22 protein-coding genes and 3 tRNA genes are annotated in these 18340 nt (G+C 33.8%); 11 read left to right on the forward strand and 14 right to left on the reverse strand.

Annotation, left to right across the window (positions count from 1 at the left end):
* Positions 1-2: 2 nt before the first annotated feature.
* From BD31_RS08145 to BD31_RS08165, 5 genes are all read right to left on the reverse strand, one after another.
* Positions 3-272: a Trm112 family protein gene (locus tag BD31_RS08145; protein ID WP_008301036.1), complete on the reverse strand. Its 270-nt coding sequence runs from the start codon at positions 270-272 to the stop codon at positions 3-5.
* Positions 269-1204 carry a Gfo/Idh/MocA family protein gene (locus BD31_RS08150; protein ID WP_008301082.1) on the reverse strand — a complete coding sequence of 312 codons (936 nt, stop codon included), beginning with the start codon at positions 1202-1204 and terminating at the stop codon, positions 269-271. The genes BD31_RS08145 and BD31_RS08150 overlap by 4 nt, the downstream gene beginning before the upstream one ends.
* Complete coding sequence (locus BD31_RS08155; RefSeq protein ID WP_008301101.1) at positions 1205-2122, reverse strand: branched-chain amino acid transaminase; 918 nt, start codon at positions 2120-2122, stop codon at positions 1205-1207.
* Between the two features lie 63 nt (positions 2123-2185).
* Positions 2186-2794, reverse strand: a complete 609-nt coding sequence (locus BD31_RS08160) for a hypothetical protein (protein WP_008301021.1) — start codon at positions 2792-2794, stop codon at positions 2186-2188.
* A gap of 68 nt (positions 2795-2862) precedes the next feature.
* Positions 2863-3708: a ferredoxin--NADP reductase gene (locus tag BD31_RS08165; protein WP_008301132.1), complete on the reverse strand. Its 846-nt coding sequence runs from the start codon at positions 3706-3708 to the stop codon at positions 2863-2865.
* A 125-nt stretch (positions 3709-3833) separates the two neighbouring features.
* Here BD31_RS08165 and BD31_RS08170 point away from each other — a divergent pair.
* A tRNA-Ala gene (locus BD31_RS08170) sits at positions 3834-3907 on the forward strand.
* On the opposite strand, the gene BD31_RS09875 is transcribed toward BD31_RS08170, so the two are convergent.
* Positions 3889-4443 (reverse strand): HEAT repeat domain-containing protein, encoded by a 555-nt coding sequence (locus BD31_RS09875; RefSeq protein WP_008301125.1) that lies wholly within the window; start codon positions 4441-4443, stop codon positions 3889-3891. The genes BD31_RS08170 and BD31_RS09875 overlap by 19 nt on opposite strands.
* Before the next feature lie 115 nt (positions 4444-4558).
* On the opposite strand from BD31_RS09875, the gene BD31_RS08175 reads away from it, so the two are divergent.
* Positions 4559-4846 (forward strand): AlbA family DNA/RNA-binding protein, encoded by a 288-nt coding sequence (locus BD31_RS08175; RefSeq protein ID WP_008301076.1) that lies wholly within the window; start codon positions 4559-4561, stop codon positions 4844-4846.
* A gap of 26 nt (positions 4847-4872) precedes the next feature.
* Here BD31_RS08175 and BD31_RS08180 read toward each other — a convergent pair whose 3' ends face one another.
* From BD31_RS08180 to BD31_RS08190, 3 genes are all read right to left on the reverse strand, one after another.
* On the reverse strand, positions 4873-5721 hold the full coding sequence (locus BD31_RS08180) for an isocitrate lyase/PEP mutase family protein (protein ID WP_048097598.1): 849 nt from the start codon (positions 5719-5721) through the stop codon (positions 4873-4875).
* A 61-nt stretch (positions 5722-5782) separates the two neighbouring features.
* On the reverse strand, positions 5783-7072 hold the full coding sequence (locus BD31_RS08185; RefSeq protein WP_008301017.1) for an MFS transporter: 1290 nt from the start codon (positions 7070-7072) through the stop codon (positions 5783-5785).
* Between the two features lie 41 nt (positions 7073-7113).
* On the reverse strand, positions 7114-7653 hold the full coding sequence (locus tag BD31_RS08190; RefSeq protein ID WP_238536107.1) for a PadR family transcriptional regulator: 540 nt from the start codon (positions 7651-7653) through the stop codon (positions 7114-7116).
* Positions 7654-7716: 63 nt separating this feature from the next.
* Here BD31_RS08190 and BD31_RS08195 point away from each other — a divergent pair, with 63 nt between their 5' ends.
* From BD31_RS08195 to BD31_RS08210, 4 genes are read left to right on the forward strand one after another with little or no spacing between them, the layout of a single operon-like run.
* A complete protein-coding gene (locus tag BD31_RS08195; protein ID WP_008301060.1) occupies positions 7717-9429 on the forward strand; it encodes a succinate dehydrogenase/fumarate reductase flavoprotein subunit in 1713 nt (570 codons plus the stop codon).
* Positions 9430-9861, forward strand: coding sequence for a succinate dehydrogenase/fumarate reductase transmembrane subunit (locus tag BD31_RS08200; RefSeq protein WP_008301077.1), 432 nt, complete (start codon positions 9430-9432; stop codon positions 9859-9861).
* A gap of 1 nt (position 9862) precedes the next feature.
* A complete protein-coding gene (locus tag BD31_RS08205) occupies positions 9863-10207 on the forward strand; it encodes a succinate dehydrogenase/fumarate reductase transmembrane subunit (RefSeq protein WP_048097599.1) in 345 nt (114 codons plus the stop codon).
* 2 nt (positions 10208-10209) lie between these two features.
* Positions 10210-10977 (forward strand): succinate dehydrogenase/fumarate reductase iron-sulfur subunit, encoded by a 768-nt coding sequence (locus tag BD31_RS08210; protein ID WP_048097600.1) that lies wholly within the window; start codon positions 10210-10212, stop codon positions 10975-10977.
* On the opposite strand, the gene BD31_RS08215 is transcribed toward BD31_RS08210, so the two are convergent.
* Positions 10974-11297 (reverse strand): metal-sulfur cluster assembly factor, encoded by a 324-nt coding sequence (locus BD31_RS08215; RefSeq protein WP_008301108.1) that lies wholly within the window; start codon positions 11295-11297, stop codon positions 10974-10976. The two genes, BD31_RS08210 and BD31_RS08215, sit on opposite strands and share 4 nt — an antisense overlap.
* Positions 11298-11346: 49 nt before the next feature.
* Between BD31_RS08215 and argH the strand changes: the two genes are divergently transcribed.
* A complete protein-coding gene (gene argH, locus BD31_RS08220) occupies positions 11347-12807 on the forward strand; it encodes an argininosuccinate lyase (protein WP_008301123.1) in 1461 nt (486 codons plus the stop codon).
* A 17-nt stretch (positions 12808-12824) separates the two neighbouring features.
* Here argH and BD31_RS08225 read toward each other — a convergent pair.
* Positions 12825-12898: transfer RNA gene (locus BD31_RS08225), tRNA-Lys, on the reverse strand.
* Positions 12899-12994: 96 nt separating this feature from the next.
* On the opposite strand from BD31_RS08225, the gene BD31_RS08230 reads away from it, so the two are divergent.
* From BD31_RS08230 to BD31_RS08240, 3 genes are all read left to right on the forward strand, one after another.
* Positions 12995-13072, forward strand: a tRNA-Asp gene (locus tag BD31_RS08230).
* A gap of 135 nt (positions 13073-13207) precedes the next feature.
* Positions 13208-13993, forward strand: coding sequence for a hypothetical protein (locus BD31_RS08235; protein WP_008301094.1), 786 nt, complete (start codon positions 13208-13210; stop codon positions 13991-13993).
* Between the two features lie 11 nt (positions 13994-14004).
* Positions 14005-15081, forward strand: coding sequence for a glutamyl-tRNA reductase (locus BD31_RS08240; protein WP_008301050.1), 1077 nt, complete (start codon positions 14005-14007; stop codon positions 15079-15081).
* Between the two features lie 4 nt (positions 15082-15085).
* On the opposite strand, the gene BD31_RS09880 is transcribed toward BD31_RS08240, so the two are convergent.
* The 3 genes from BD31_RS09880 to BD31_RS08250 form a co-directional block, all read right to left on the reverse strand.
* On the reverse strand, positions 15086-15253 hold the full coding sequence (locus BD31_RS09880; RefSeq protein ID WP_008301084.1) for a DUF1059 domain-containing protein: 168 nt from the start codon (positions 15251-15253) through the stop codon (positions 15086-15088).
* A gap of 112 nt (positions 15254-15365) precedes the next feature.
* Entirely contained in the window at positions 15366-16208 is an 843-nt protein-coding gene (locus BD31_RS08245; protein WP_008301067.1) for an FAD-binding oxidoreductase, read from the reverse strand.
* Positions 16209-16340: 132 nt separating this feature from the next.
* Complete coding sequence (locus BD31_RS08250; protein WP_008301129.1) at positions 16341-17141, reverse strand: inositol monophosphatase family protein; 801 nt, start codon at positions 17139-17141, stop codon at positions 16341-16343.
* A gap of 83 nt (positions 17142-17224) precedes the next feature.
* Here BD31_RS08250 and BD31_RS08255 point away from each other — a divergent pair, with 83 nt between their 5' ends.
* Positions 17225-18340 (forward strand): hypothetical protein, encoded by a 1116-nt coding sequence (locus tag BD31_RS08255; RefSeq protein WP_008301045.1) that lies wholly within the window; start codon positions 17225-17227, stop codon positions 18338-18340.

The following is an 18340-nucleotide window of genomic DNA, read 5'->3' on the forward strand; positions in this document are numbered from 1 at the left end:
TATCACAAATGCCATGGGTTTGCCTTTGTAATAATTTTTTCAGGCAGTGTATTTTTATTATTTTTTAAAAAATCCATTTCTTGTTTTTTATCTCGTAATTCATCAGGAAGCATAATCGGAATTTCTTCAATTATAGGATAAAATCTAGAACATTTTGTACAGAATAATGCCCCTTCTGATACTACATTATCTTTTTCATTAATTTCAAATAATTCTAAAGGATGATTCTTGTCAATTGGACATGCCAAAATATCCATCATTGTTTTGTTCATTTTAGATCCAGATAGATTGGTATGCCCTTTTGGCTAGATAAAAGTGCAGCTTCAGCTATTTTTGTAACATTAACTGCTTCTTGAGATTTAACAACCTGTTCATTTTTCCCTTCGATGGCCCCTAGGAAACTCTGAATTTCTAACAACAATGGTTCTTGTTTTTCATTTTGCACTGTTTGAGTTTCATCATCCTTTTCTACGATAATTTCTTGGGTGATAAAGTCTGAAGAAATTATCGCATCCGTACAAACTGCATTGAATTTCCTCAGTTTTTTTGGTGTGATCCAGTTTGAGGAAATAATTGCAACCCTGTCATTTTTGTATCCTAGCATGATACTTGTAAAATCTTCATGTTCGTGTTTTATTTTTCCTGCTCTTGCAAATACTACATGAGGCATATCATCAAACAACCAATTGGCTGTATCGATATCGTGAACAGATGTATCATAAATAATTCCAACATCTTTAATGTGTAGAGGCATCCTATTTTCACGGTGAAATTCTAGCATTACTAGATCTCCAAATTTCTTTTCTTTAACCATTTTTTTTACAACATCTACTGCTGGATTAAATCGCTCAATATATCCACATGTGAGAATTACCTTGTTTTTTTCTGCAAGTTTTGCAAGTTTTTCACCCTCTTCTGATTTGTATGTCATTGGTTTTTCAACAAATACATGCTTTTTTGCCTCTAGTAATTTTTCTGCAATCTTTGTGTGTGTTGAAGTAGGTGTAACCACAAAAGCACCATCAAAATCTTCAGAATTTAATAATTTATCTAATGTTTCATAATGGTTTACAGAATATTTTTCTCCATATTCTTTGCTTTTTTCAGAATCAGTGTCACATACTGCAACTAAAACTCCTAATTGTGATAAAATTCTAGTGTGATTTTTACCCCACCCACCAGTACCAATTTGAACAATCCTCATCTAATACACCTTAGTTAACCAATGAGAATAGTCATTGTTTTTGTTCATTACTATATCTGTATACTCTTGCATCATCTTCATTGTTATATCTCCGGGTTTTCCTTTTCCTATCTTTTTTGAATCAATTTCTATTACTGGAGTAACCTCGGCTGCTGTTCCAGTTAGGAAAATCTCATCTGATATAATTAATTCACTTCTTGCAATGTCTCTTTCAATAACATCAATATCCAAATCTTTTGCAATTTTGATAATTGCATCTCGTGTAATTCCTTCAAGTGCTGATGATGTTAGTGCTGGTGTCAATAATTGACCTTCTCTTACAATGAAGATATTCTCACCAGGTGCTTCACTAACATTTCCGTTATGATCTAGTAAAATTGCTTCATCAACACCATTTCTTTTTGCTTCTTGTGTTGCAATTATGGAATTTAGATAATTTCCCCCCATTTTTGCTTGTGGAGGTGTTGACATATCTGAAAATTTTTTCCATGATACTACTCCCGCTGTTATTCCGTTTTTATTGAATAAATCCCCAAAAGGAAATGTAAAAATTGCAACATTTGTTGGAGCCTTTTCAGTTACATGTAGATTAATTCCGTAATCTCCAACAAAATAAAATGGTCTAATGTAGCATGATTTTTTGATCTTATTTTTTTTACAAATCCCTATGATTGCATCTGTAATTTTATTATCAGAGAAATTCAACGAGATATTATAAAATTGACCTGATCTTCTAAATCGTTTAACATGTTCATCTAATCTAAAAATATAGAGATTTTCCCCATTCCAATATGCTCTAATTCCTTCAAAGACTGATGTTCCATAATGAATCGCATGAGTAGTGATTGGTACATTGGCTTTTTCCACTAAAACATATTTTCCGTCAAACCAGACATATTTTGAAAGTGGAAGTTTCATAGGACACTTTTACGTGGTGTGTATTAATCTATTTTCAATTATGTCTTAGGTTTAGTATGACTGTTAAGTTTTTTCTGAATACCCTTCTTTAGGAAATTTCATTCCTGCAACTCTTCTAGTTGTATCCTCTGAATTGGCAAATTTTTTCACCGTTTCCCAATCATCCTCGATTATTTTTGCTATGCTCTCTGGAACATCTTCTTTCCATGCTGATTTTTTACCTAGTGCTGCATCAAACAATTTTTCTTTAACTGATGATGCTGAAAGTATCTTTCTTTCACCAATTCTAGGTTTTAATCTGTAAATTTTTAGCATATACCCTTCAGCCTTATCTCCTGTATATGAGAAAAAATCCCCCTCAACTCCACGAAGAATCTGCTTTCGTAATTGCCATGATTTTGGAGCTAATAATGGAGGCAAGTACTTTTTGAATGGAGCAAAAAATGCATAATCATCAGTAATCTGAATTGAATTACCAAAAACCGACATTAGCATTTTTTTTCTAATTTCAAAGTTAAATGGGAAACTCTTACTGTTGATTTCTCTTTCACCATCTTTGAAAACTACAGGCATTACTTTAACAATATCTGCCTCTTTTTTTAGATCCGAAATTATTTCCACATGTGCGTTAGTTACTGGATTTAGATGAGCAAGATATAATGCGGTAATCAATTACTATACCCTGATTAAATCTCATATTTCAATGATTGATTTGGAAAAAATTATCTTTTTTAAAAATCTCATCCGTATGATTCGTATTTAACTTCAAAACTACCATCTTCTCGTTTGTCATGTTCTGTGGCAAAACCTTTTGGCTTTAAGAAGTCCATTACACCATCAATTGTTCCTTGCCAACCACAAACATAGAACATTGTATTTTCTTTAGTAATTTTATCGCCGATCAATTCTTCAAGTGGTGACATTCCGCTCTCTCTTGGTCTTAGGAAAGTTTCAACTCTTCCAACTTGACCCGCCCATGATCTGTTAAACCATTCTTGCGGTCTACTAATTGCAGCTCTATATTTAAAATTCCATTCATCCTTGCCTCTTTTCTCACTTTCATACTCTAAATTAGTTAGCAAATCTTTGTAACTCAATTCGTCTACATAACTTGCTCCATGTAAAACTATGATTTCACGTTTATCTCCAACGTCATGAAGATGTTGTGCATAGCTTACAAATGGTGCAAGACCTGTACCTCCGCCAATACAAATAATTCTTCTATTATCTTTTTCACCATTTGGCAGTTCTTCATTAATCAATAAAGCTCTACCTGTAGGCTTTAACCAAAGAATTTCATCTCCTTCTTTTGCATTAAAAATCTGTGTAGTTAATCTCCCTGGAAGTGGTTTTCTTACCCATCTAATTACTAGCTCAATGTATTCTCTATTTTCTGGATGAGATGCAATTGAATAAGCACGTCTAACAATTTTACCACCTTCTGCAGGATTTGGCAATCCTAATGTGATGAATTGACCTGCTTTGTATTCTGGAACAGGACCATCTTTTGGGACTAATCTAATAATTACGAGATCTTCTTTTAATAATTGAACATAAGTGATAGTTGCTTTGTTATCTACTACCATAACGATTGAATCAATATTTCCACGGTTAAATATATTGTGTTAATTTCATACTTGGATTTTCTTTCATACCGCTAAACGTTAATAACCAATTTGAAAAACGTATTTCGATCAGAATCCTGATAATTGGGCCGGTCGTCTAGTCTGGTAGGATAGGTGCATGGCATGCATCGGATCAAGGGTTCAAATCCCTTCCGGTCCACTTTTTCTTAATTGTGAAATCATTTTTTCAATTTCATGATCTTTTTCTTTCAGAATTCTATTGATTTCTTCTTCTGAAATACTCATATTTAGTTCAATAATTGCTTGAAGCGCACTTTTTCTCACTTCTAAATTTGAATCAGAAAGTGAATTTAGAAAAATCGTTTTGGCTTCTTGGGCTTTAAGATGGCCTAATGCGCCAAGTGCACATGATCTAACAATGGAACGTTCATCTTTTACAAGTTTCATTATTTCTGTTATTGATGATTTCTCATTTCTATTTGCTAATACTAATGATGTGTAACCTCTAATGTTTTCACTTGTGGAATTCAAACTTTTGATTAATATCTTCAAAATATCATTTTTATTTAATATGAGCGAACTAAATGCTTCCCCTCTAACTTGAATATCTTCATCATTTAACTTTGAAATTATTTTTTCTAAAATATCTTGATTATCTGTCTGTTCTACAGATTCCAAAATTTTGATTTTTTCTTCACTACTGCCTGATTCTAAAACTTTTAAAATATTTTCCAAGTTATGAGGAAATTCATTTTTTCAGGTTAATATTAGTTCAAATCTTTGAAATTCCATTTATTTGATTCAATAAAACCCTCCTAGCTTTAAATTATCGTTAAATAGTAAATGCAACATGTCAAATGAAACCCGAGACACCGTATTCATTGGTAAGAAACCATTGATGGCATATGTAACATCAGCGCTAATTCAATTGGCAAACTTACCTTCCGTCAACATCAAAGCTAGAGGACTCAGCATAGGTCGTGCTGTGGATGTAGCTCAAATCATTGCAAGAAAAACTGAAAATGCAGGCTACTCTATCGGAGAAATCAAAATTGGCTCAGAATCATTAGAGTCTCAAGACGGTAGAACTAGAAACGTTTCAACAATAGAAATTGAAGTAAAGAGAGTTACATCTTAACCGTGCTTTACTTGAAATTTTTTATTTTATCCTCTTTTTGTAAATCCGTATCGTTTTTCCATTTTTCTAAACTTTGGCAAATCTACTAAATCATTAAACTGATCAAAATTTACAACTTTTTGTTTGAATTTTGCAGTAGTTCCAGTCTTCTTTAATTCTTCTAAAATATTCATTGTTGCAAACGTATTTGCAAATAACACTGAAAGTGGATAGAGTATTATCTTAAATCCAATTTTGTTTAATGTTTCAGAAGAGCTTAATGGTGTAGCTCCACCTTCTATCATATTCGCAACTAAAGGTGCTTTGATTGATTTTCCAATTATTTTCATTTCATCTAATGATCTAGGAGCCTCAATAAATATAGCATCTGCACCTGTTTTTTTATTTTTAATACCTCGCTCAATTGCAGCATCTAATCCTTCTGTAGCTCTTGCATCTGTTCTTGCAACAATAATGAAATTTTTATTTTCTCTTGCATCCAATGCGGCTCCTAATTTTTCTGTGTACTCTTCTTGTGGAACCACTTCTTTTCCTTGCATGTGTCCACATCTCTTAGGCCATTTTTGATCTTCTAGAAAAATACCGGAAGCTCCTGCAGCCTCTAGTTCTTTAACTAATTTCCAAACACTTAGAGCATTTCCATAACCTGTATCCGAATCAACAATTACTGGAACTGAAACTGCTCTGCAAATTCTTCTTGCATTATCTACTGTTTCAGTTGCACCGATGAATCCGTAATCTGGCATTCCAAATAAAGTTGCAGACGTTCCATAACCTGTTTGAAACATTGCATCAAATCCTACTTTTTCTGCAATTTTAGCACCGATAGCATCATAGACTCCTGGAATAACGAGCGGTTTACTTGACTTTAACATATTACGTAAATTTTTCATGAATCTATTTTTTCTATGAATTATTTATGATTTTAAAAGAATGTTATAGAGCAATATCCACATCTTTTGTTTCGGGATTAATTTTAGCACCAATCAAAATAATCACCGAACCGATAATTACGTTGATTCCCAATAAAATTGGAATTAATCCTGTATCTTTTGATAACATTGTTACTGCAATTAGAGGGGCCCATGAACCAAAAATCAACCCTCCGTTATAGATAAAACCACTTGCACTGTTTCTAACTTCAGTTGGAAATCTTTCAGATAAAAACGCTGGAATTGGTCCAAAACCTGTAGTTGCAACAACTATCAAAACTACTGTATATGTTATTCTCTCATATGCTGACTCTGCACTGTATAATCCGTAAAATGTTGGGATTGCTACAATCATCGCTGCTATTGCAAAAAATGCTATTGTTTTCCTTCTTCCAATTTTTTGACTAAGAAATCCTGTAAAAATTTGACCAAACAAGGACGTTGTAGTTCCCACAATCATCAATATTGATACTTCAGATTTTTCAATTTCCACATAATTTTGTAAAAATGTTGGATAAAACCCAATTGATGTATAGTATGCATACATAAGTCCTGTCATCAAAATTAAAGAAAAAAAGAATCTTTTTCTTCCATCTTTACTGGAAAGAAGTTTTTTTAATGGTGATTTTTCAGTTTTCTTTTGTTTTTGTTTTGCAAGCCATACATGTGATTCATTCATTCTAAATCTCACAAATAATGCTACAAGTCCAGGAATTATTCCTGTAAAGAACATGATTCTCCAACCAATCTCTACAAATTGCTCATCTGGAAACATAGAAACTGCCACAAAAAATACAACTGATGCGATTACAAAACCAAAATTAAATCCACTTTGCAAAAATCCAGACAGAATACCTCTCCTTTCTTTTGGAACTGTCTCCATTGTAATTACAGCACCACTTCCCCACTCTCCCCCAGCAAAGAATCCCTGCATTAATCGTAATCCAATTAACAAAATTGGTGCCATGAATCCTACCATCTGCCATGTTGGTAGCAATCCTGTCGCAAATGTTGCACCAGAAAATCCCATAATTGTAATGATCATTGCTTTTCTTCTTCCATGTGTATCGCCAAAATTTCCAAAAAATGCACCACCGAATGGTCGCATAATTAATGTGATGATATACGCCGCAAATGTTGCTAAAAGTGAAAACGTTGTATCTTCAGCAGGAAAAAATAATATGCTAATTAATGGAATCACAAGCAGCATCAAAACTAGATCATAACCATCAAGTGACCAACCAAGCCATGATCCAAAAACTATGGATTTTTGTTCTTTGGTAAGTGATACCACAATATTTCTAAAAATTAGATTAATTTCAACTTTTTAAAAAATTATTCTATTTTGATTTCTTTTCCTTTCTTCTTTGAACTTTTTTCATCCACTTTCTTTAATTCCTCTTGAAGAAATTTTCTATATTTTGCAGTCTCTTCATCAGTCATGTTTGATATGTTTGAGCTAAGAATTGATCCCATGCTGGATATTTTCTCTAGTAAATCCAACGCAACAAACCTACCCACATTTCCTAATCTGAAAAGAACATCTAACTGCTTTTTTACGATGTCATTGACCTTGTCAACATCTTGTGCCGTTTCAACTCCTTTTTTTGTCAGTTGGTATCTACCATCTTTTGTCTCTTCGATTAATTTTTCATCTAACAATCTTCCTAACAATGGATAAATCAACCCTGGAGATGGTTTCCATATTCCGTTGCTCTGCTCTGATGCATAACTAATAATTTCTGTACCTGTATGGGGTTTTTTTGTAATAGTTCTAAAATGAAATATCGTGAAAATCCTCTTGGAACTGAACTTCCTACTCTTTGAAACCACTCCGATATCATCACTAGCGATATCACTAGCGATATATTTCAATATTTCGGATCATGCCTGACAATTACTACATATTTAACTCACCTACAGCAAGTTTGACTAAAAATGGTAGAATCTCTTGAATTTGATTTGATAATTTGTGGCTCTGGTCTTGCTGGATTAAGAGCAGCAATAGCTGCTGCAAAAAAGGGACCCAATCTCAAAATTGGAGTTGTTTCAAAAGTGCAAGTAATGCGTTCTCATTCTGTTTCTGCAGAGGGAGGAACTGCAGCAGTACTTTTTGAGGAGGAAGGAGACACAATTGAATCTCATGTTTATGATACTGTAAAAGGAAGTGATTTTCTAGCAGACCAAGATGTTGCTGAAAGATTATGTGTTGAAATGCCTCAAGAAATTCATCAATTAGATCATTGGGGAATGCCATGGTCTAGAAGACCAGATGGGAGAATAGATCAACGAAACTTTGGTGGTTATAGTTTTCCGAGAGCAACATATGCATCAGACAAAGTAGGTTTCTTCGAAATGCAAACTTTGTATGACACATGTCAAAAATTTGAAAATATTGAATACCTTAACGAATGGTTTGTATCCTCAATAATTCATGATGGAAAAAAATTCATGGGAGTCACTGCCATAGAATTATCATCTGGTACATTTTACACTATCAAAGGAAAAGCCCTCATCATTGCTACTGGTGGTGCTGGGAGATTGTACAGCTTTTCAACTTATGCCCTTTCATCAACTCCTGATGGTTTGGACATGGGATTACGTGCTGGTATGGCATTAAAGGATATGGAATTCGTACAATTTCATCCAACAGGAATTTTACCATCTGGAATTTTGATTACGGAAGGTGCAAGAGGAGAAGGTGGGTATCTTCTTAACAATAAAGGTGAACGATTTATGAAAACATATGCTGCTGGTAAGATGGAGTTAGCTCCACGTGATATTGTATCTCGATCAATTATGACTGAAATTCAGGAAGGTCGTGGATTCAAACATGAAACTGGTGTTGATTGTATGAAACTTGATTTGAGACATCTTGGAGATGAAAAAATTAAAGAAAAATTAGGTGGTATTAGAGAAATATCTATAAAATTTTCTGGCATTGATCCTGCTGATGATCTACTTGACATCAGACCTGTTTGTCATTATATGATGGGAGGGCTTCATACAAATATTGATGGTGCAACTGAAATTCAAGGAGTCTGGGCTGCAGGTGAGGCTGCATGCAACAGTGTTCACGGTTCAAATCGATTAGGTGCAAATTCCACCTCTGAATGTATCGTTTGGGGTAAAATCACAGGTGAATTGGCAGCAGAGTACGCTATGAACAATACATCCTCAAATCCTTGGCCACATCACTTAGTTTCAGCAGAAGAAAAAAGAATCTATGATGGAATCTTTAGAGGTAATGGTGATGTCAATCCCTATGAGATTAGACAGCAACTTACTGATACTATGAATGAAAAGGCATATGTCTACAGAAATGAGACTAATCTTGTAGAAGGTCTTAAGAAAATTCGTGAGCTAAAAAAACAGACTTGGAAACATGTAGATGATAAAGCAAAAGAGTACAATACCAACTTTTCAAATGTAATGGAACTTGATTCTATGTTTAGAGTAGCAGAAATTGTATTGCTTGGTGCAATCAATAGAAAGGAATCCCGTGGAGCACATGCAAGAACTGATTATACTAAACGTGATGATGCAAACTTTTTACATCATACACTTGCTTACTATGATCCTAATGAACCAATCATGAAAACATATCCAGTTACAATTACAAAATATCAACCAGTGGAGAGGAAGTACTAGATGACTCAAGACGAACACAAAGAAGGAATTAAAGGAATGGTAAATCCTGGTAGATATGGAATTGAACGTGTTGCATACTGGTTAATGCGATTAAGTGGCTTGGGGTTATTAGCATATTTTATTGGTCATATTTATGAAACAAGTAATATTCTGAGAGGACAAGTAGGATGGACTGAATTTCTTGAATTAACTCAAACTACTGAGGGACACGCAATTTTAGCAATTGTAATTGCGATGTGTGTTTTTCATACTGTTAATGGAATTAGAGTGATGTTAGGGCATGGTGGAATTGGTGTAGGAAAACCTGCAAGACCTGATTACCCCTATGATCCAGCATCCCAAAATTACAGACATAAAATAGGAATTTACTCAGCAATCGTTCTTGCAGCAGTTGCAATGATGTATGGATTAGCGGTAATGTTTGGTGAATGATATGAGAGAAAGCACGATTATGAAAATTCATTATGGTACTGCCCTAGCTGCAGTAGCATTAGTGGCAGTTCACATTTTGATGCGTCTCACTCAGGGATTTGCAGAATCTTTAGAATATGAAAGCGTTCTTGCCAACTACAAATTCATTCCATATGCTGCAATGTTGGAATTGATTCTCATTTTGCTTGCTGTTCATGGATTTAATGGACTAAGAGTTATTTTACTGGAGTTAAAACAAGGTAGATCTTATGAAAAAGCCGTTTCTTATGGATGTCTTGCTGCAATGATTGCATTAATAGCATATGGTTCAAGAACAATTATTATGACCAATATGGGGATGGTTTAGAAATGGCTCAAGTATCTGGAATTGCAGATGAACAAACATCCACCCCATTATCATCTTCAAATACAATTCTTTTGAGAATTTCAAGATTTAATCCTGAACATGATGACTCTAGCCAATTCATGGAGTTTACAGTTCCTTATGAGAGATGGACTACTGTTTTAGAGGCAATTCTTGATGTGAAAAAACACTTTGACCATTCTGTAGCAGTCCGTTACTCTTGTAGACAAGCAACATGTGGTTCATGTGGTATGATGATTAATGGAAAACCAAGATTGGCATGTTTTACAAAAATTAGTGAACTAAATTCTAATGTTGTTACAGTTGAACCGATGAATAATTTTCCAATTATTCGTGACTTGGCTGTAAAATTTGAAAGATTATTTGATACTCATCAAAAAATTAAACCATATCTAATACGAGATGATTCAGAATTAGTATCTGACGAAAGAGAATTTTTACAATCCCCTGAAGAAGTAGAACAATACATCCAATTTGCTAATTGTATCAAATGTGGTTTATGTAATTCTGCATGTCCTACGATGGCAACTGATTCTTCTTTTGTAGGGCCTCAAGCATTGGCCCAAGCATATCGATATGTTGCAGATAGTAGGGATAAAGGAAAAGATTCTAGATTAAAAATCATTGATGATTCTCATGGTATCTGGAGATGTCATTTTGCAGGTTCTTGTAGTCAAGTATGTCCAAAAGGAGTTGATCCTGCAATGGGAATTCAACTACTTCGTGGATATTTACTAGGTTTTCGAAGCTAACCTAATTTTTTTGGCTTTGGACTGTTGTTTACTTGATTGTTAATTTGTTCAGCCATAAAGTGGTTTGAAACATTAACTTTGACATCATCTACGCCCTCTACTTTCAAAAGGTTATCATGAATGTCTTGACAAATCTTAAAACCAAATACTGCTGGACAGAATGGACTAGTAAGATGCAAATCAACCTTAACATTGCTGTTATTGATGTCGACCTCGTCAATTAATTCTAGTTCAACAATCGATGTGTTGATTTCAGGATCTACAATTTTTGATAATTCATCAAATAATTTCACTCGAAGCTGTTTGATATCTTGGCTCATGTCGGCAAAAGCGTCGATGCTATATATAACCATTTTAGAACCTTAGATAATGTATCGTTCACGTCTTGGTACTGATTTGAGTGATATTACTTTAGATTATGTTTCATCAATTAATGATGATTCCGATATTGCATTTTATGATATTGTTGGAAGTCAAGCTCACACTTTGATGTTATTTCAAAATAATATTATTACAAAAAATGATGCAAAAAAAATCTTATCATCATTAGAGACTCTAAAGAATGAAAAATTTGATTCAGCGTCTGGGGCAGAAGATATTCATGAATTAATTGAATCGTTGGTTATCAAAAAGGCTGGAATGGCAAGTGGCGGAAAAATGCATACTGCAAGATCACGTAATGATCAAGTTGCCTTGGATATTCGCATGAAAATTAGAGATGATATCAATATTATCTGTAATTGTCTTTTAGATACTGTTGAAGCCCTAGTTTCTGTTGCTAAAAATCACCAAAAAACAATCATGCCTCTTTACACACATCTTCAACAAGCTCAAGCTGGCCTACTCTCTCATTATCTTTTGGCACATGCAGATGTTTTGTTAAGAGATTTTCAAAGATTGTTTGTAACTTTTGAACGAATAAACCAAAGTCCACTTGGTGCAGGGCCTGTTGGTGGAACAAGTATTCCAATTGATAGACATACTACTGCTAAGATGCTAGGTTTTGATGGTATTGTTGAAAACTCTATTGATGCAACAAGCACACGAGATTTTGTAGCAGAATATATTGCAATGGTTTCAATTTTAATGACTAATCTAAGTAAGATTTCTGAAGATTTTATAATTTGGTCCACCTCAGAATTTTCTTTTATTGAATTATCTGATGAGTTTACATCACCATCAAGTGTAATGCCTCAAAAAAAGAACCCTGATATATTAGAGCTAACAAGAGGGAAAACTGCCGAAGTTATAGGAAATCTCACTGCAATTCTAACTACTATCAAAGGCCTAGCAACTGGATACGGTCGAGATCTACAACAAATAAAATCTTCTATCTGGTCTACATCAAAAATATCTATCAGCGCATTATTAATTTTGAAATCAGTATTTCTTACAATGAAAGTAAATGAAAAACAAATGAAAAAAGTTACTGAATCAAGTAATTTAATTGCATTAGATATTGCTGAAAAATTAGTTTTAGAAGGAATACCATTTCGTGTAACACATAAAATTGCAGGAGTATTAGTTCAATTGGCTCACAATTCAAAAAAATCAATTTCGAAACTGACTCCAATAGAAATAACAAAATCTGTATCTGATACTAAAGTAGATCCGAAGATTGTCTCAAAAATTATCTCTACTACAACAGTTGTTTCTTCTCTTAAAGACAGAAAATCATTTGGTTCTTCAGGTTTTGAAGAACAAAAAAGAATGATTTCTGACAGAATTCAAAAAATCAACCAATATAGAACAGATGTATCAAAAAGAGAAAATAAAATTAATTCTTCAATTGAAGACTTGAAAAAGCAAATTGATGAAATTATTAGATGAATAAAAAAGAAAAGTAGCGGGTCTAAAGGGATTCGGACCCTTGACAACCGGATTAAAAGTCCGGTGCGCTACCTGGCTGCGCCATAGACCCTCACAAAAAATGCTTATCGTGTATAATTTAGTCTTTTACAAAAAATTTTGTTGTGACAGAAACTTTTAATCTGGCAATCTGACTCCATCAACTTGTGCCCTTGTAGTATAGCCCGGTCTAGAATTCGGCCCTGTCACGGCTGAGACGCGTGTTCAAATCCCGCCGAGGGCGCCATTATTTCTTTTAATTCGATAATTTAGAAATTATTTTGTAACGATCACATTTTGATTTGTTAATATTGTTCAAAAATAAGCATATTGCGTTCATCTTACAAGAATATTAAAATTCAGGCAATTTTAGTAAAATTTGATGTCTGAAGAGAAAAAAGAATCTGAAATAGAAGCAATATCTGCAGAAGATTCATACTCTGAAAAAACATCTGTTGAAGAAACTCCTAAAGTTGACCCAAAAGCAGCTGAAGAAGCTACTTCAAAAACTGAGGATGCTCTAAAGGCAGCAAAAGAAGCTGAGGCTGCAGCAAAAGCAGCTGAAGAAGCAAAATCATCTGCGGAAGCAATTGCAAAGGCAGAAGCCGCAGCAAAAGCAGCTGAATCTGCAGAAGCCGCAGTTAAAGAAGCTCTTGCAAAAGCAGAAGCCGCAAGAGCTGAGGCTGAAGCTGCAGCTGAAGAAGAATACAAAGCAATTGCAGCTGAAGTAAAAGCAGATGCTGCTAAGAAACCTGATTTTACATTTAAGAGGCAAGGGGAAGAAATTTTCCGACGAGAAATGGGTGAGCCAGAATTTTTCTTAGATAAAAAAGATAGATTTCCACGACCTATACTTACACAAGATCAACAAGAATCTCTAACCAGAGAAGCTGAGATTCCACGTGATCAAACTCCACAGTATATTCCTGAACATGTTCTTAGTCCTGAATTTGCAGGTGTTTCTAATTATGAACGAGGTGTTGATTCCTTTTTAGAAGAAACTAGACAAAAACTTGCAAAACTAAAAAATGATCCAAATACAACTGAAAAAGAAATTAAGGATGTTGAAAATGAAATTACTTATTTGGAATCATTACATGAAAATTTCTTTATAGGAATGAATGTTTTTAGAACAGCTAAAGGTGGAAGAGACAAAATTAAAGCATAAGGAGTGATGATTTGAGCCAAATAAATTTTGATGTGATGAATGCGAGAGTAACTTTCAAAAATGTTCCTATTCACACAATATCTAAATTTGCTTTTAAAGATGTAGTTGCAGCTTGTAATGAATTCAAAAAAATTCCTGGTGTTGAAGAGTGTATCATTATTCAAACTGCAACTCGAGTTGAAATTTTTACTGTAAGTAATGTTGAAACCGATGATTCACCTGATGCACGAAGACCAGAAGGCAAAACTCTTGTATTAAATAAAATAAAAGATACTTGGGTATCTCTGTCTTCATTAGAACAAATTGATATTGATCATTTTGATCAAACTCTTGAAGTTTACAAAGGCGATGATGTTTATCTTAACCTTTTACGATTAGCATCTGGATTAGATTCATTAGTTGTTGGATGGCAAAGCGTATTCGATGACATTACACAATCATTGGCAAGTGCAAAGAGTGCTGGCGTGTCTGGCAAAATTCTTAATAAATTATTTGAAAATGTTATTCGTTTAGCTACACGTATGAGAGATACTACGGGAATTGCAAAAGATGTTGTTTCACTGGGTGATGTTGCAGTAAAACTAGTTGATGAGAAGGCAGGACTTGATTCCAAGAAGAAAGTATTGCTAATTGGAACTGGTGAACCTGCTGCTATGCTAGCAAAAACTTTGGGTAAAAAAGGAATTGTATTTGATGTTACAAGCCGTTCTCTTGAACGTTCAACAGGTTTCACTACTCTCCTAGGTGGAAATCCAGTAGACTTCAATGATGTTTTGGCTGGATTTGATAAATATGATATTGTTTTTGTGGCAACGACATCTGATTATTTCTTAATTACATTTGATAGGATTAGACTGGCAATGGAAGAAAAGAAAAAAGGTACGCTAATTTTAGATTTATCCGATCCTAGAACTGTTGATGAAGGAATTACTGCACTTCCAGGAATCAAATTGTTATTCCGAGATCAAATAACAGAAATTTATGACGAAAGCGTCAAAGCCAGAACTGGTATTGTTCCTGCAGTCGAAAAAATAATTGAAAAAGAGCTTCCCATTTTATCTGCTAGAATGAAACGAATAGATGTTTAATTATTTACATTCCTTGTTTTCTTAAGAGAAATTGCATAATTGCTTCTTTAGAATAATCTATTCCATGTTCTTCATCCGTATGGTTTCTAAAATCTTCTATCACTGATTCCATTTCTCCTTCTGCTACAAAATCACACTCAAATCCATAATCATTACACTTGAGTTTTGCCATATTTTGCTAAAAAATAATCAATATAAAAATCCACAGGTGAGTAATATTTAGGGCAATAAGCTTTCCGAGTCTTAAAAAATCAAAATCGAATATTGTTATTTTCTAAAAAACTCTATCCGTATGACTCATACTTTACTGCAAAACTGCCATCTGGCTTTTTTTCATGCTCGGTGACAAACCCTTTTGGACCTAAATAATCTAGAACACCGTCAATTGTTCCTTGATAGCCACAAATGTAGATGATCGTATTTTCTGGGGTAATTTTCTCACCTACCATCTCCTCAACTGGAGATAATCCTGTTTTTTTATCAGGTTGGAAAAATGATTCAACTCTCCCTACATGACCATTCCATGATCTATTGAAATATTCTTTTGGTCTACTTATTGCAGCTCTATATCTGAAGTTCCATTGATCTCTTCCTCTTTTCTCACTCTCCATTTCTAAATCCGTCAAAAGACGTTTGTAACTTAATTCATCCACATAACTTGCTCCGTGAAGTACTATCACCTCACGTTTATCGTTGGTATCATGAAAATGTTTTGCAAATGCAATAAATGGTGCTAATCCTGTACCTCCACCTACACAAATTACCCTCCTATTGTCTTTTTGCCCATTAGGTAATTTATCACTAATTTGTAATGCAGCTCCTGTTGGATCTCCGAGATATACTTCATCACCTACACTTAGATAAAATAATTCAGTTGTTACTCTGCCTGGAAGTGGTTTTCTTACCCATCTAATTACAAATTCAAAATAATCTCTGTTCTCTGCATGTGATGCAATAGAATATGCCCTTCTAACTATTTTTTTTTCTGATGGTATTGGAAGGCCTATTGTCAAAAATTGACCTGTCTTGTATTGTGGCATTCCTTTTTCTGGAACCAATCTGATTATTACAAGATCTTCTTTTAGTAACTCCCTATAAACGACCTTTGCTTTCATTTCAGTTACCATACAAGAAGTTTTTTCGTGACTTTGGATAAATATATTTCTGTTATGATTTAATTCAAAAATTAGACAATTGTTCTAAAATGACACATTAACTGTAAAATTTATGTCAATGATTCAATTAATGTTGTTATTGAATTACTGATCGATTAGTGACACTATTTCATCAAGAATTTTTTGATTTGAAGCAGCAATAAAGGACACCCTTGTTTCATAACTCAAGTCTGCATCTAATGGATTCAAATTTGCATCTAGTAGCAATCCTCCTGCTTCTTTGATAATTAGATATCCTGCTGCGATATCTTGGATTCGAATTTTTCCTCTTAAATCAATAAAAATATCTAGCAATCCTCTTGCAAAAAGTGCCATTTCTAGAGCATTTGCTCCAAAGTGTCTGGTATGTTCATGTTTTTCATATATTGGAGATAATCTTTTCATCAATTCTGGTGATGCCCCAGATGTATTGATTCCAATTATTTTGTATATTGGATCTTTGTCGTGAACATTGATTTGTTCTCCATTAAAAAATGACCCATTATTTTTTGAAGCCCAATACATTTCACCATTTGTTAAATTTGTAATTACGCCCTCTGTAATGGAACTTAATTTATTTTCAGTAGCAAATGCTAATGAACTGCAAAAAAATGGTACCCCTCTAACCGCATTAGCAGAACCATCAATTGCATCCATTATGACATATCCCTTAGAATTGTTTGATAACTCAACGTGTCCACATTCTTCACCCAAAACAATACATTCAAAATTGATTTCCTTTAGATAATCTAAAACAGTTTTTTCAGCAATAATGTCGATGTTTCTTGAAATATCCCCACCTGCACCTATGCCAAAATCTCCTGCTGCATGTTCAGTTCCTGCAAGTTCTTTTACATTTTCATAAATTTTTTTTGAAGCTTCACGAAGAATTTCTATTACTTCCATATTTACAATTAAGTCATTCGTAATTTAAGTGAAGAAAATATTTGTTTTGAAAGCATAAATAACAATAAGAAAGCTAAACGATTGTGAGTGGTAAAGATCAATCTGTTGTAAGCAAAGAAGCTTTGATGAGCACAAAACCTGGAAAACAAATAATGAAACAGGCTTTATTCAAATCAAAAGGTTACAAATTATTTACCAAATACAAAGAAGAAACAGAAAATGAATTTCCACACTTTGCAGAAAGATTTGCTCAAGGTTTATTGCGTGAAATAAGATCTGATTCTGATCCTAATTCTACACAGCAAGCATTTGGAAATGAAGTGGGTTCTACGGAAATAATACTTAATTCCTCTGAAATTGAGCCTATAAAATCAAAATTAGAAAGTCTTGAAGTAATGCAAGATAGAGTAAATAGAATTTTAAATTCAAATTTTGTAAAAATGACATTTCCTGTTTTTAATGGATTGTTTGATGCTGCATCCGATTTTTCTGGAAGAAACGATCCTCAATTAAAACAAGATATGGTTGAAGGGCATATTCTGGCAATTGATCTTAGTGAACCCATGGATAGAATTGTGGATAAAGATGAAGACTTGGAATTCCTTGATGATTATAAATTAATGAATCCATATATCTTGAAATTAGCCAGAGATAAAATTTCAAAAGGTGGAGAACAAGTTCTCAAAGAATTTGAAGAAGGATTCAAAGATGCGAGAGTTGGACAATACCTTGATGAAAAATTAAAATCAAAACCAACACAAATCACAGAAGAGGAGATGACTCTCTCTTACAAAAAATACCGTGCTGTAATGGGAACTGCTGGTAGAAATATGGCTTTGGCGGAAAGACCATTATCTGAGATTTTCTATTTGGGTATGGCAAGAGCTGCAGAAGGCGTTGGTTGTGGAAATGAAATTGAAGATTCAATTAAAAACGGATTTGTCAAAATTCCTTCTTGGCCACTTTATTATTCATTATTGGCGAATGACGTGAAAAAAGGATTTGAGATAACTATGGAAAAAAGTAATTTGTATTTGCAAGATGCACGACTGACTCTTGATTTGTTACCTGAAGGGTTTTCTCACAAAGAATTTTTAGAATTTTTATTTTTGACTGTGGAACATTATAACCAATTTTGGTACAATAAATTACAAAAGGCCAATAAATGGTCAGAATTTACATCTAAACTTCCAAAGTGA

The organism is Candidatus Nitrosopumilus salarius BD31 (assembly GCF_000242875.2).
In the GTDB taxonomy this organism is placed as follows: Archaea; Thermoproteota; Nitrososphaeria; order Nitrososphaerales; family Nitrosopumilaceae; genus Nitrosopumilus; species Nitrosopumilus salarius.

What these genes read in the sequence shown, in the direction of transcription:
- BD31_RS08145 (WP_008301036.1), bottom strand. Translation starts at nt 272, where the DNA reads ATGAACAAAACAATGATGGATATTTTGGCATGTCCAATTGACAAGAAT.
- BD31_RS08150 (WP_008301082.1), bottom strand. Translation starts at nt 1,204, where the DNA reads ATGAGGATTGTTCAAATTGGTACTGGTGGGTGGGGTAAAAATCACACT.
- BD31_RS08155 (WP_008301101.1), bottom strand. Translation starts at nt 2,122, where the DNA reads ATGAAACTTCCACTTTCAAAATATGTCTGGTTTGACGGAAAATATGTT.
- BD31_RS08165 (WP_008301132.1), bottom strand. Translation starts at nt 3,708, where the DNA reads ATGGTAGTAGATAACAAAGCAACTATCACTTATGTTCAATTATTAAAA.
- BD31_RS08175 (WP_008301076.1), top strand. Translation starts at nt 4,559, where the DNA reads ATGTCAAATGAAACCCGAGACACCGTATTCATTGGTAAGAAACCATTG.
- BD31_RS08180 (WP_048097598.1), bottom strand. Translation starts at nt 5,721, where the DNA reads ATGTTAAAGTCAAGTAAACCGCTCGTTATTCCAGGAGTCTATGATGCT.
- BD31_RS08195 (WP_008301060.1), top strand. Translation starts at nt 7,717, where the DNA reads ATGGTAGAATCTCTTGAATTTGATTTGATAATTTGTGGCTCTGGTCTT.
- BD31_RS08200 (WP_008301077.1), top strand. Translation starts at nt 9,430, where the DNA reads ATGACTCAAGACGAACACAAAGAAGGAATTAAAGGAATGGTAAATCCT.
- BD31_RS08205 (WP_048097599.1), top strand. Translation starts at nt 9,863, where the DNA reads ATGAGAGAAAGCACGATTATGAAAATTCATTATGGTACTGCCCTAGCT.
- BD31_RS08210 (WP_048097600.1), top strand. Translation starts at nt 10,210, where the DNA reads ATGGCTCAAGTATCTGGAATTGCAGATGAACAAACATCCACCCCATTA.
- BD31_RS08215 (WP_008301108.1), bottom strand. Translation starts at nt 11,297, where the DNA reads ATGAGCCAAGATATCAAACAGCTTCGAGTGAAATTATTTGATGAATTA.
- argH (WP_008301123.1), top strand. Translation starts at nt 11,347, where the DNA reads ATGTATCGTTCACGTCTTGGTACTGATTTGAGTGATATTACTTTAGAT.
- BD31_RS08235 (WP_008301094.1), top strand. Translation starts at nt 13,208, where the DNA reads ATGTCTGAAGAGAAAAAAGAATCTGAAATAGAAGCAATATCTGCAGAA.
- BD31_RS09880 (WP_008301084.1), bottom strand. Translation starts at nt 15,253, where the DNA reads ATGGCAAAACTCAAGTGTAATGATTATGGATTTGAGTGTGATTTTGTA.
- BD31_RS08245 (WP_008301067.1), bottom strand. Translation starts at nt 16,208, where the DNA reads ATGGTAACTGAAATGAAAGCAAAGGTCGTTTATAGGGAGTTACTAAAA.
- BD31_RS08250 (WP_008301129.1), bottom strand. Translation starts at nt 17,141, where the DNA reads ATGGAAGTAATAGAAATTCTTCGTGAAGCTTCAAAAAAAATTTATGAA.